Below are 12,044 nucleotides of genomic sequence, written 5' to 3'. Positions count from 1 at the left end.
GCCGTTTCGGCCAGGTCGACGGCCGCTCGTTCAGCCGATGATGTAGCCCTCGCACAGGATGTTGTGCGCGCTCGATCCCGCCAACAGCGACAGGCTGCACAGGAGACCGGGCGTCGCCGGATCGTTCGCCGTACCACTGGTGATGGCGTTGCTCCCGGTGATGACCCCTTGCCCGGAGCCGCTCATGACCAGTTCGTTCAACAGCGGCGCCACGGCATCGGAGCCGGTGGTCGTATCGGCGGCGGTAGCCGGCCCACAGGTAACGGCGGTGGCGACGGCGAAGGCTCCCGCCGCGAGGGCGAGCGTGCGTGTGTTCATGATTGGCCGTTCGATCGAGGGTCGGTTGATTCGTCGACTGTCGTAGTCGGGTGAGCGTCGCGACAGACCGCAGTTTCTGGGGGTGCGGCCCGCGTGAGTCACAGGCCGCACCCGAAAGGTCAGCTCAACAGCAAGCAGAGCGGGAGGGGTACGACGACTTCCAGCAGGAGGCAGCCTGCCAGTTCGGCCGAGCCGCGGGCGGCCGACCCCGCGGCGGCGGAGCCCGCGGATGCGGAGCCGGAGAGCAGACCTGGGTTGTTGTGGTGACCGTGGCGAATCGGGTCGACGGGGGCGGCCGAGGCGGTGCCCGCGCCGGCGAGGGCGAGTCCGAGAGCCGTGGCGGCGACGGCGGTGTGCAGGGCGATGTGTGAGCGCATGGTGACTCCTGGGTAGAACAGACTCTGAAATGAAAACACCTCACAATCTCGGAATGGGCCGGAATCGCCGGAGCGGCTCGTGTCGAAGGGCGTGGCACGCGGCGCGGTAATCTCACGGCATGGGTGTGTTGATCGCGGTGGAAGGGCTCGACGGAGCGGGTAAACGCACGCTCATCGACGGGCTCGTCGACGAACTGTCCGCGAAAGGACTTCGCGCGGGCAGTCTCGCCTTTCCGCGATACGGCCGATCGATACACGCCGACCTCGCGGCCGAGGCATTGCGCGGGTCGCACGGCGATCTCGCCGGCTCGATCAACGCCATGGCGATCATGTTCGCCCTGGATCGCGCCGACGCTAGCGCGGAGCTGTCGAACCTGTTGGACGCCAACGACATCGTGATCCTCGATCGCTGGGTCGCCTCCAACGCCGCCTATTCCGCGGCCCGCGCCGTGCAGGACGCCGACGGCGAAATCGTCGCCTGGGTGGGCGATCTGGAATACGGTAGGCTCGGGCTCCCGGTGCCCGACCTCACCGTGCTCATCGATGTCGGCACCGACGTGGCCGCCGAACGTGCCCGTCGCCGTGGCGAACTCGACACCGCACGCGCCCTCGACGCCTACGAGAAGGACAGCGGTCTACAGCAGCGCACCGGCGAGGTCTATCGTGAACTGGCCGACCGCGATTGGTTCGGCCGGTGGTGGACATACCGATCCGAACACGACCGGCCCGCCCTGCTCACTGTGTGCACGGAAATTCTTGCCGGATAAGGTTGGATAAGCGACGGGTTCACACCATTAATGGCGTGGCGGCCCGATCCTGGCCTGGAAGATGACAACATAGGATTATGAAGCCCAAGATTCTGGTCGTCGACGACGATATGGCACTCGCTGAGATGCTGACCATCGTCTTGCGCGGGGAAGGGTTCGACCCGCACGTGGTCGGCGACGGCACGCAGGCCCTGTCGGCGGTGCGGGAGATCCGCCCCGACCTGGTTTTGCTGGACCTGATGCTGCCCGGCATGAACGGCATCGACGTATGCCGCGTGCTGCGGGCCGATTCCGGCGTTCCGATCGTGATGCTCACCGCCAAGACCGACACCGTCGATGTGGTCCTCGGTCTCGAGTCCGGTGCCGACGATTACATCGTCAAGCCGTTCAAGCCCAAGGAACTCGTCGCCCGCGTGCGTGCGCGACTGCGCCGCACCGAGGACGAACCGGCGGAGCTGCTCTCGATCGCCGACATCGTCATCGACGTGCCCGCGCACAAGGTGACCCGCGGTGGCACACAGATCTCGCTCACCCCACTGGAGTTCGACCTGCTGGTGGCGCTCGCGCGCAAACCGCGTCAGGTGTTCACCCGCGAGGTGCTGCTCGAACAGGTGTGGGGTTACCGGCACGCCGCCGACACCCGCCTGGTGAACGTGCACGTGCAGCGGCTGCGCGCCAAGGTCGAGAAGGATCCGGAGAACCCGGAGATCGTGCTCACTGTGCGTGGCGTCGGATACAAGGCCGGACCGCCGTGATCGGTCGCTGTGAGGCGCCGCGGTGACCGACGGGCTCATCGCGCGGCTGCGGCGGTGGGCGACCCCGGTGCTCGACTGGTTCCAGACCATCGGCACCGCGCTGGGTCACCTGTGGCGTCGCTCGCTGCAATTGCGGGTCATCGTTTCCACGCTGACTCTCTCCCTCATCGTGATCACGATCCTCGGGGTCGTGCTGACCGGTCAGATCACCGACCGGCTCCTCGAAGCCAAGATCAACGCGGCGGTCGAGGAGATGGATCGTGCCCGCAGCACGATCGAGAACGAGCTGAGCGGTGTCGAGGGCGCCAACAGCCGCCAGCAGCAACTGGCCGACGCGCGCAGCGCGCTGTCCAGCCGGGGCGGCACGGGGCAATCCACGGGCGCCGCCGGTAGTTTCGACTCCGCGCTGGCCATGGTCGGTGGCACCCCGCCGCAGGAGATCACCACCGATCTCATCTCCGAGGTGCCACAGGAACTGCGCCGATTCGTGCAGCGCAGCCAGGTGTCCTACCAGTTCACCACCGTCGCCGACCCGGACGGCTACCGTGGCCGCGCGCTGATCATCGGCAGCCCGAGCGCCGAGATCGCGACCCTCGAGATCTACCTGATCTTCCCGCTGGCCAGCGAGGAGTCGAGCCTGTCGCTGATGCGCGGCACGATGCTCATCGGTGGCGTGGTCCTGCTGGTGTTGCTCGCCGCGATCACCGCGCTGGTCACCCGGCAGGTGGTGCTGCCGATCCGTTCGGCCGCGCGCATCGCCGGTCGCTTCGCCGACGGCAGGCTGAAGGAACGCATGCTGGTGCGCGGCGAGGACGACATGGCGCGGTTGGCGCAGGCGTTCAACGAGATGGCCGAGAGCCTGTCGAACCAGATCACCCAGCTCGAGGAATTCGGCAATCTGCAGCGCCGGTTCACCTCCGACGTCAGCCACGAGCTGCGCACCCCACTCACCACCGTGCGCATGGCCGCCGACCTCATCCACGGTTCCAGCGACGATCTCGATCCCGCGCTCGCGCGCAGCTCCGAACTGCTCGTCAACGAACTCGACCGGTTCGAAGGTCTGCTCAACGACCTCCTGGAGATCTCCCGGCACGACGCCGGTGTGGCCGAACTCCAGGTGGAGTCCCTCGACGTGCGGATGTGCGCGCGGGCCGCGATCACGACCGTGCGGCATCTGGCCAAGGACGCCGGGGTAGAGCTGGTCGTCGACCTGCCGGAGGAACCGGTGGTCGCCGAGGTCGATCCGCGCCGCGTGGAGCGGGTGCTGCGCAATCTGCTCGCCAACGCGATCGACCACTCCGAGGGCAAACCGGTCCTGATCCGGATGCGCGGCGACGCCGAGGCCAATGCCGTGGCGACGGTCGTGCGCGATCAGGGTGTCGGTCTGCGACCGGGGGAGGAGAAGCTGGTGTTCAACCGGTTCTGGCGCTCGGACCCCTCGCGGGTGCGCCGCTCCGGCGGCACCGGTCTCGGCCTGTCGATCAGTGTCGAGGACGCCAACCTGCACGAGGGCCGACTGGAGGCCTGGGGCGATCCGGGCGTCGGCGCCAGCTTCCGGTTGCTGCTGCCGATGGTCCGCGGCCGCAAACTCGGCCCGAGCCCGCTGGCGCTGGAACCGATGCTGCGCAAGGTGCCCGCGTTACCCGAGGCCGAGCCGGAACCCGAGGTCCTCGACATCCAGCGCGACAACGCCGCCGACGACAACGAGGAAGCCGCAGCGACCGAGACCGGAGACCGAGAGTCATGAGCAACGCGGGTGGTGTTCGCAAGGGTGTGGGGCTGTTCGCCCTCGTCTGCCTGCTCGTCCTCACCGGGTGTGCGAGCCTGCCCGAATCGTCGGCGCCGCAGGCCCTCGGCACCATCGAGCGCGAACCCACGTCGGCGGGCCCGCCGCCGCCGGAGCCCGGCCGCGATCCCGACCTGCTGGTCGGCGATTTCCTCGGTGCCAGCGCCGACCCGGCCAACCGGCACGCCGCCGCCCGCCAGTACATGCGCGACGACACGGCGGGCGAGTGGAACGACGAGGCGAGCATCACCATCGTCGATCGGCCCGACACGCTGCGCGAATCGCGCACCGGCGACCGGGCGACGTATGTGGTGCGCGCCCGCAAGGTCGGTGAGCTGAGCCGCGACGGCGTCTACCGCGCCACCGACGGCATGCTCGAGAACAAGATCGAGATGAGCAAGGTCGACGGGGAATGGCGCATCACCGACCTGCCCGACGGTGTCGTGATGGCTTCGGCGTCGTTCGCGAGCACCTACCAGCGCTACATCCTGTATTACTTCGACAGCACCGCCCAGCTGCTCGTGCCGGATCCGCGCTGGCTCTCGGTGCCACGAGGTCAACTCACCGAGCGGCTCGTCGGCCTGCTCAGCGGCGGCCCACAGTCGGCCATCGCCGGGGTTGTCCGCAATCTGCTCGCCCCGCCGACCGCGGTGCGCAGCCCGATCACCAAGGCGGAGAACGACCCCGGCGAGGTGGGTGTCGGAATCGGTGGGGTGCGTATCGATTTCGGTGGGATCGGGACGCTCGATCAACGTGGTCGCGAACTGCTGGCCGCCCAGGTGGTGACGACGCTGTCGCGCGCCGACATCCTCGGCCCGTATGTGTTGCTCGCCGACGGCAAACCCCTCGACGAACGCTTCGCGAGCGGCTGGTCGGTCGCCGATGTCGACCAGTTCAGTGCGGCGGCGCCCGGCGGGAACAAGATCGGGCTGCACGCACTGCGCAACGGCACCCTCGTGCAGGTGACACCGGACGGGATCGTCGCGCCCAGTGGGGCCTTCGGGGAGGCGACCAACCTGCAGTCGGTCGGCATCTCGTCGGACGGCCAGTTCGTCGCCGCCGTCGCCGACACCGGAAGGCCCGCACCGGAACCGGGCCGCACCCTGCTGATCGGCAACTACGGTGCGGGCGCGTTCGGTGTGGTCGAGGCGGCGAGTATCGCCCGGCCGTCCTGGACCATGGACGGTGGCGCCGCGTGGACCGTCCTCGACGAGCAACGGGTGGTGCGTGCGGTCACCGATCGCGCCACCGGCAATGTGTCGCTGCAGGACGTGGACACCGCGGGGCTGTTCGAAGGCGCGGGTGCGCCGCGACTGCCGATCACCGAGGTTGTCGTCTCGCGGACCGGTGTGCGGGCCGCGCTGATCGCCGACGGCAAGGTGTACGTGGCGGTGATCGAACGCAGGCCGGACGGCAAGTACGCGCTCACCTCCGCACTGCCGGTGGCGATCGGTCTGAGCACGCCAGCGGTGTCGCTGAGCTGGATCACCGGCGACACCCTCATGGTCGCCAGGGAAGGCAATGTCGACCCGGTGTTCACCGTGTCCATCGACGGTTCCCAGTTCACGCCGGTGACCTCGCAGAACCTGACTCCGCCGGTCCGGGTGGTCACGGCGACGCAGTCGACCCAGTACGTCGCCGATTCCCGCGCGGTGCTGCAACTGCAGACCGCCGACCCCACCCGAACCGACCGCTTCTGGCGCGAGGTGCCCGGGCTCACCGGCGAAGGCGTGGTCCCGGTCCTGCCGACCTGAATCTGTCGGTACCCGCTGTCATGCTCACCGGCTATGAAGGCTCTGCTCGATCTCGTGCTGCCGGTCCGCTGCGGCGGCTGTGCGCTGGCGGGCACGCCCTGGTGCGGCGCGTGCGCGGCCGAGTTGACGACGGGTCCGGTGCGGGTACGCCCACGAACCGACCCCGGTGTTCCGTGCTGGGCACTTCGCCCCTATCGCGGTCCGGCCAAGCGCGCGGTGCTGGCGGCCAAGGAGCACGGCCGACGAGACCTGGCCGACCCGCTCGGCGCCGCACTCGCCGCGGCATTGGCCCGGTTACGGTCCGCTGACCGCCCGCTGGTGCTGATTCCGGCGCCCACCCGAACCTCGGCCGCCCGCAGCCGCGGCGGCGATCCCGTAGCCCGTTCTACGGCTTGTGCGGCAAGGTGGCTGATCGATTGCCGGACGGTCGGTCTGCTTCGTATGAGGCCCGGTGTCCGCGACTCCGTCGGGCTGGGCACGCGCGAGCGTGTACACAATCTCGCGCACAAGATCATCGCCGTGACCCCGGCCACCGCGCGGGCACCAATTCCGGCGAATGCCGAGGTAGTGCTGGTCGACGACGTGTTGACCACCGGCGCCACCGCCACCGAATCGATACGTGTTCTTAGCCGGATCGGCATACGTCCGTGCGCTGTTTTGGTGACCTGTGCGGCTTGACTCAGCGAAATTTGCGTGAACAGTGGCGGACTCGTCCGTGGCGGACTAGCGTCGCGAACACACACCGAACCACAGCTTCTGGGAGGTGGCGCCGCGAACTCTGGTGTCGAGCGATTCCCGATCGGCACAGCTCAATCCCGCCGCACTCGCTCTGGTGTGCGGCCATATCCGGGAGGTACTCGCGTGACGACTTCTGCACGGGCATCAGTGCACGATGCTGACCCTTCGGCACTGGAGGACAGTGCCACCGACTCGACTCGGACACCCCACTCGGAAGTGGTGGTCTCCGGTCGCAATGTCGAAGTACCCGACCACTATCGAATCTATGTCTCGGAGAAGCTCTCCCGGCTGGAGCGCTTCGATCCGTCGATCTTCCTCTTCGATGTGGAGCTGTTCCACGAGCGCAACCGTCGTCAACGCAAGGCCTGCCAGCGCGTCGAGATCACCGCACGCGGGCGTGGCCCGATCGTGCGTGCCGAAGCGTGCGCCGACAGCTTCTATGCCGCGTTCGAGTCGGCATCACAGAAGATCGAGAGCAGGCTGCGCAGGTCCAAGGACAAGCGCCGCGTGGTGCACTACGGAGACAAGACGCCCGTCTCGGTAGCCCAGGCCACCGCGTCCCTGGTCGACGACTCGCTGTTCGCCCAGGCCAACGGGCACGTGGCGCACGAACACGACGAGGAACCCCAGGACGAGGGTCCCGGCCACATCGTGCGCACGAAGGACCATCCGGCTACGCCGATGACGGTCGACGACGCCCTGTACCAGATGGAACTGGTCGGGCACGACTTCTTCCTCTTCCACGACAAGGAAACGGACCGGCCGTCGGTGGTCTATCGCAGACACGCCTTCGACTACGGCCTGATCCGGCTGGTCTGACCCCATCCGGAACTCCGGGCACCCGCGGGCGCGGGTGCCCGGATCGCGTTCAGCCACCGAACTTTTCGTAGTGCACGGCGTCGGTGAGCGCCCGCCGGGCCCGCCAGCCGAAGCGTTCGAGATCCGGCACCTCCTGGAATTCGTGTACCGGTCCGACGCATAGCCAGGCGATGGGCGTGATGCCCTCGGGCAGATCGACGAGATCGCGCAGGAACCCGGGTTCGTAGAACGACACCCAGCCGACACCGACCTGTTCGGCGGTCGCCGCCAGCCACAGGTTCTGGATGGCGAGCACGGTCGAATACACACCGGTCTCGGGGACACTGGCCCGGCCGAGTACCTGCGGTCCGCCGCGCCGGTCGTCGTGGGTGACCACGATCCCGGTACCGCTCTCGACGATCCCCTCGATCTTGATCGGGTCGAAGGTCGCGGCCCGGTCGGCGGGCAGCGCGTCACGGAACTCGACGCGCTTGCCGGCCACGTGGTCGGCGAAGCGGCGCAAGGTCGCCGCTTCGCGGACCACGACGAAGTCCCAGGGCTGGGAATTGCCGACGCTCGGCGCCCGGTGGGCGGCGGACAGAATCCGCCACAACGTGTCGTCGTCGACGAGTTCGCCGGTGAATTCGGCGCGCACATCGCGACGCAGACGGATCGCGTCGTAGACGCTCAGTTGCTCAGCACACACCGGTGCAGTGTGGCATTGCGAGGTCAGGCCGACCTACGCGCCATCCGTCGTCCGGCGGCCAGCGCGGTGCGCAATCCACGCCTGCGACCCGTCACCGGATCGATCGTCGGCACGGCCTTGCCCTCGAAAAGACGCTCCGACTTGGTTTCCGGCGCGTCGTCGGTGGTGTGGCGCAGGTACTTGTTGGGCAGCGACAGCTTGAGGATCGTGCGCCACGACTTGAAGTACTGCACCGGCAGCGACCCGGTGGTGTAGGGCAGGTCGTACTTGTCGGCCAGCTCACGCACCCGCACCGCGATGGCGGCGTAGCGGTTGCTCGGCAGGTCGGGGAACAGGTGGTGTTCGATCTGGTGGCTGAGGTTGCCGGTCATGAAGTGCATGACCGGGCCGCCGCTGATGTTGGCGCTGCCGAGCATCTGGCGCAGGTACCACTCGCCCTTGGTCTCGTTCTCGATGTCGGCCTTGGTGAACTTCTCGGCGCCGTCGGGGAAGTGCCCGCAGAAGATCACCGCGTTGGTCCACACATTGCGCACCACATTGGCGGCGAAATTGGCGGTGAGGGTGGAGAAGAACGACGGCCCGGTGAGCAGCGGGAAGATCACATAGTCCTTGGCGGCCTGCTTACCGATCTTCTTGAGCACCAGCTTGCGGTCGGCGTCGAACTGCTTCCACTCCGGGGAATCCTTGTCCCACTTCTTCTTCGCCACCTTGCCCAGCTCGAGGTGCTGGATCGCGACGCCGTACTCGAACAGTGCCTGCAGCAGGAAGTTGTAGATCGGGTTGCCCAGGTAGAACGGCATCCAGCGCTGGTCGCGGGTGACGCGCAGCAGGCCGTAGCCGATGTCGTCGTCCATGCCCAGGACGTTGGTGTACTTGTGGTGCAGGAAGTTGTGGGTGATCTTCCAGTGCGCCGACGGGCCCGCGTTGTCCCACTCCCAGGACGTGGAGTGGATCTCCGGATCGTTCATCCAGTCCCACTGCCCGTGCATGACGTTGTGCCCGATCTCCATGTTCTCGATGATCTTGGCAGTGCCGAGCAGGGCGACCCCGGCCAGCCAGGCCGGGGGCAGGAAGCTGGCGAACAGAACAGTGCGGCCGCTGATCTCCAGGGCTCGCTGTAACCGGATGACGTTGCGGATATACCGGGCGTCGGCTTCGCCTCGCGAAGATTCGATTTCGCGGCGGATCGCGTCGAACTCCGCACCGAGAGCTTCGACATCCGCGGCGGTGAGGTGCGCGTATTCCTTGACATCCGAGATCGCCATGGCGGTTACAGTACCGTAGGTTACGAGAGCGTAGGTTGGTGATTTCCGCGATGGATTGTGGGATGTGTCCTATTGCGAAATCGAGACTCAGATGTTATCTGAGACCGCGCGCCCTCTTCCGCAGCGCGGCCTTCTCCTGCCGGGCCCGCTTCTTGAGCGCCACCTTGGCCTCGCGCAGCACTTCCTGCTCGTGCCGCGCCTTCGCCTCGAGGCTCACCTTCGCGTCGTGCAGTGCCGAACGCAGGCCGAGGCGCTTGCCGGTCTCCGGGTCGACGCGCAGCGCCTCCGGCAACGAGATGCCGTGGAACTTGCGCTCCGACGACGTCTCGGGCGCGTCGTCGGCGGTGCGCTTGAGGAACCGGTCGGGCAGCGCGAGCTTGTGGATGGTGCGGAAGGCCAGTAGGTACTGCTTGCCGAGCGAACCGGTGGTGTAGGGCAGGTCGTACTTGTCGCAGAGCTGACGCACCTGCGCGGCGACCTCCGGGTACCGGTTGCTCGGCAGGTCGGGGAACAGGTGATGCTCGATCTGGTAGCAGAGGTTGCCGCTCATGAACGCCATGACCGGGCCCGCCTTGAAGTTGGCGCTACCGAGCATCTGCCGCAGGTACCACTCGCCCTGGGTCTCACCGTCGAGCTGTTCGATGGTGAATTTCTCGGCGCCGTCGGGGAAGTGCCCGCAGAAGATCACGGCGTAGGCCCACAGATTGCGCACCAGGTTGGCGGTGGTGTTGGCCTTGAGCGTCGACTTCCAGGCCGGACCGGTGAGCGCGGGGAACAGGACGAAGTCCTTCACCACCTGGCGGCCCGCCTTGCGCGCGAAGTCCTTGTTCGGCTCCGACAGCAGCTGCTTGGTCGGTACGCCCGCGAGTTCCTTCTCGATCCCCAGGTCGTGCAGGGCGATGCCCCACTCGAAGGTGGCGGCCAGCAGCAGGTTCGCGGCGGGCTGCACGAGGTGCTTGGGTTCCCACGCCTCGTCGCGGGTCATCCGCAGGATGCCGAAACCCAGGTCCTCGTCCTTGCCGAGCACGTTGGTGTAGGTGTGGTGGGAGTAGTTGTGCGCGCGGCGCCACTGCGCCGACGGACCCGTCTGATCCCACTCCCAGGTGGTGGAGTGGATTTCGGGATCGTTCATCCAATCCCACTGCCCGTGGCTGACGTTGTGCCCGAGCTCCATGTTCTCGATGATCTTGGCGACCGACAGCAACGCGGTGCCACCGAGCCACGCCCAGCGGTTGCGGCTGCCGAACAGCACCGCGCGGCCCGCGACCTCGAGGGCGCGCTGGGCGGCGATGGTGCGGCGGATGTATTTGGCGTCGCGCTCACCGCGCGAGGTTTCGACAGATCGTCGGATCGAGTCGAGTTCTTTGCCCAGGGTCTCGATGTCGGCCGCCGTCAGATGGGCGAAGGCCTGGATATCGGTGATGGCCACCGGGGTCCTCTCTTGTTCGGTTGACGGCCTGCACGCTCGGTCCACACACGAGGGGCCCGGCGGTGACGCTACGGCGTCACTGCCGAGACCAGCCGCTGCCGGTCAGTCATATGACCGGCGCATGATTCGAGGATACCCGTAACCGAAGCGTGACGGTGGGATCAGATGTCGAGTGTGCAGTCACCCGCCGCGGCGGAGATACAGGTCTGAACCTTGTCGCCCGGCTGGCGTTCGTCACCGTTGCGCAGGTCGCGGGCGTGCCCGGCCGACAGTGTGACCACGCAGGTCTGGCAGATTCCCATCCGGCAGCCGAACGGCAGCTGCACGCCAACCGACTCGCCCGCCTCGAGCAGGCTCGTCGCGCCGTCGACGGTCAGGGTGCGGCCGGTGGTGCCGAAGGTCACCGTGCCGCCCTCGCCGACCGCGGACCGTTCCACCTCGAAACGCTCGACGTGCAGCTTCTCCGGGATGCCCGCGGCCTTCCAGTGCGCTTCGATGGCGTCGAGCATGGGCGCGGGACCGCACGCCCACGTCTCGCGCTCGCGCCAGTCGGGGTAGAGCTCGTCGAGGCTCGACAGCGCGAACAGGCCCTGTTCGTCGGTGAGCTGCAGGTGCGAGACGAAGCTCGGGTGCTTGTCGTGCAGGGCGCGCAGTTCGGCGCCGAACATCACGTCGGCGTCGGTCGGCGCCGAGTGCACGTGCACCACGTCGTGCACACCGTCGCGGCGGTCCATGGTGCGCAGCATCGACATCACCGGGGTGATGCCGCTGCCCGCGGTGAGGAAGAGCACCTTCTCGGGGACCGGCTGGGGCAGCACGAACCCGCCCTGCGGTGCGGCGAGCCGGACGATGGTGCCCGCGGCGACCCCGTTGACGAGGTGGCTGGACAGTTTGCCCTCGGGCATGGCCTTCACGGCGATGGAGATGAGCCGCTTGCCGCCCTCGCCGGTCCAGTCCGGCGGGCAGGTCAGCGAGTAGGAACGCCAGTTCCAGCGGCCGTCGATGAGGATGCCGATGCCGATGTACTGACCCGGCTGATACTTGAAGTCGAAACCCCAGCCCGGCTTGATGACCAGCGTCGCCGAGTCGGCGGTCTCCTTGCGCACGTCGACGATGCGCCCACGCAGTTCCCGCGCCGACCACAGCGGATTGGCCAGGTGCAGGTAGTCGTCGGGCAGCAGGGGTGTGGTCACCCGGGCGACCGCGCCGCGTAGCACGTTCAGCTTGCCGCCGCGATCGGCGACCTGCGCCGCCGGTGCCTCGAGCCATTCCCGGAACTTGTTCAGGACCATTGCTTCGCCGTTACTCCCTGTCGCGCATCCCAGCCACCCGCGGTGGCTCACTCGCAGCA

At 67.6% G+C, this 12,044-nt stretch carries 12 protein-coding genes; 6 read left to right on the top strand and 6 right to left on the bottom strand.

Going from position 1 to position 12,044, the window contains the following annotated elements; all coding sequences use genetic code 11:
* Nucleotides 1–30 precede the first annotated feature (30 nt).
* On the bottom strand, nucleotides 31–318 hold the full coding sequence (locus tag NCO8_RS07225; RefSeq protein ID WP_067637460.1) for a hypothetical protein: 288 nt from the start codon (nucleotides 316–318) through the stop codon (nucleotides 31–33).
* A 119-nt stretch (nucleotides 319–437) separates the two neighbouring features.
* Nucleotides 438–695, bottom strand: coding sequence for a hypothetical protein (locus NCO8_RS07220; protein WP_067637458.1), 258 nt, complete (start codon nucleotides 693–695; stop codon nucleotides 438–440).
* Nucleotides 696–814: 119 nt separating this feature from the next.
* Here NCO8_RS07220 and NCO8_RS07215 point away from each other — a divergent pair, with 119 nt between their 5' ends.
* The 6 genes from NCO8_RS07215 (at nucleotide 815) to hpf (ending at nucleotide 7,314) form a co-directional block, all read left to right on the top strand.
* Nucleotides 815–1,462, top strand: coding sequence for a dTMP kinase (locus NCO8_RS07215; protein WP_067637456.1), 648 nt, complete (start codon nucleotides 815–817; stop codon nucleotides 1,460–1,462).
* A 77-nt stretch (nucleotides 1,463–1,539) separates the two neighbouring features.
* Nucleotides 1,540–2,217, top strand: a complete 678-nt coding sequence (gene mtrA, locus NCO8_RS07210) for an MtrAB system response regulator MtrA (RefSeq protein ID WP_067491393.1) — start codon at nucleotides 1,540–1,542, stop codon at nucleotides 2,215–2,217.
* Between the two features lie 22 nt (nucleotides 2,218–2,239).
* Complete coding sequence (mtrB, locus tag NCO8_RS07205; protein WP_218022654.1) at nucleotides 2,240–3,964, top strand: MtrAB system histidine kinase MtrB; 1,725 nt, start codon at nucleotides 2,240–2,242, stop codon at nucleotides 3,962–3,964.
* A complete protein-coding gene (gene lpqB / locus NCO8_RS07200) occupies nucleotides 3,961–5,757 on the top strand; it encodes an MtrAB system accessory lipoprotein LpqB (RefSeq protein WP_067637455.1) in 1,797 nt (598 codons plus the stop codon). Before mtrB ends, lpqB begins: the two co-directional genes overlap by 4 nt.
* Before the next feature lie 33 nt (nucleotides 5,758–5,790).
* Nucleotides 5,791–6,435, top strand: coding sequence for a ComF family protein (locus tag NCO8_RS07195; protein ID WP_067637453.1), 645 nt, complete (start codon nucleotides 5,791–5,793; stop codon nucleotides 6,433–6,435).
* Nucleotides 6,436–6,618: 183 nt separating this feature from the next.
* Complete coding sequence (gene hpf, locus NCO8_RS07190) at nucleotides 6,619–7,314, top strand: ribosome hibernation-promoting factor, HPF/YfiA family (protein ID WP_067637451.1); 696 nt, start codon at nucleotides 6,619–6,621, stop codon at nucleotides 7,312–7,314.
* Nucleotides 7,315–7,363: 49 nt separating this feature from the next.
* Here hpf and bluB read toward each other — a convergent pair whose 3' ends face one another.
* The 4 genes from bluB to NCO8_RS07170 form a co-directional block, all read right to left on the bottom strand.
* A complete protein-coding gene (bluB, locus tag NCO8_RS07185) occupies nucleotides 7,364–7,999 on the bottom strand; it encodes a 5,6-dimethylbenzimidazole synthase (protein WP_067637449.1) in 636 nt (211 codons plus the stop codon).
* Nucleotides 8,000–8,022: 23 nt separating this feature from the next.
* Nucleotides 8,023–9,264 carry a fatty acid desaturase family protein gene (locus NCO8_RS07180; protein ID WP_067637447.1) on the bottom strand — a complete coding sequence of 414 codons (1,242 nt, stop codon included), beginning with the start codon at nucleotides 9,262–9,264 and terminating at the stop codon, nucleotides 8,023–8,025.
* Nucleotides 9,265–9,358: 94 nt separating this feature from the next.
* Nucleotides 9,359–10,693: a fatty acid desaturase family protein gene (locus NCO8_RS07175; RefSeq protein ID WP_067637445.1), complete on the bottom strand. Its 1,335-nt coding sequence runs from the start codon at nucleotides 10,691–10,693 to the stop codon at nucleotides 9,359–9,361.
* A 161-nt stretch (nucleotides 10,694–10,854) separates the two neighbouring features.
* Nucleotides 10,855–11,985, bottom strand: a complete 1,131-nt coding sequence (locus NCO8_RS07170; protein ID WP_067637443.1) for a ferredoxin reductase — start codon at nucleotides 11,983–11,985, stop codon at nucleotides 10,855–10,857.
* Nucleotides 11,986–12,044: the final 59 nt, after the last annotated feature.

Origin of the sequence: Nocardia coubleae NBRC 108252, from assembly GCF_001612805.1 — a bacterium.
Classification (GTDB): domain Bacteria; phylum Actinomycetota; class Actinomycetes; order Mycobacteriales; family Mycobacteriaceae; genus Nocardia; species Nocardia coubleae.
The sequence above is the reverse complement of the archived record's forward strand: the minus strand, read 5'-3'. Positions and strand labels throughout refer to the sequence as shown.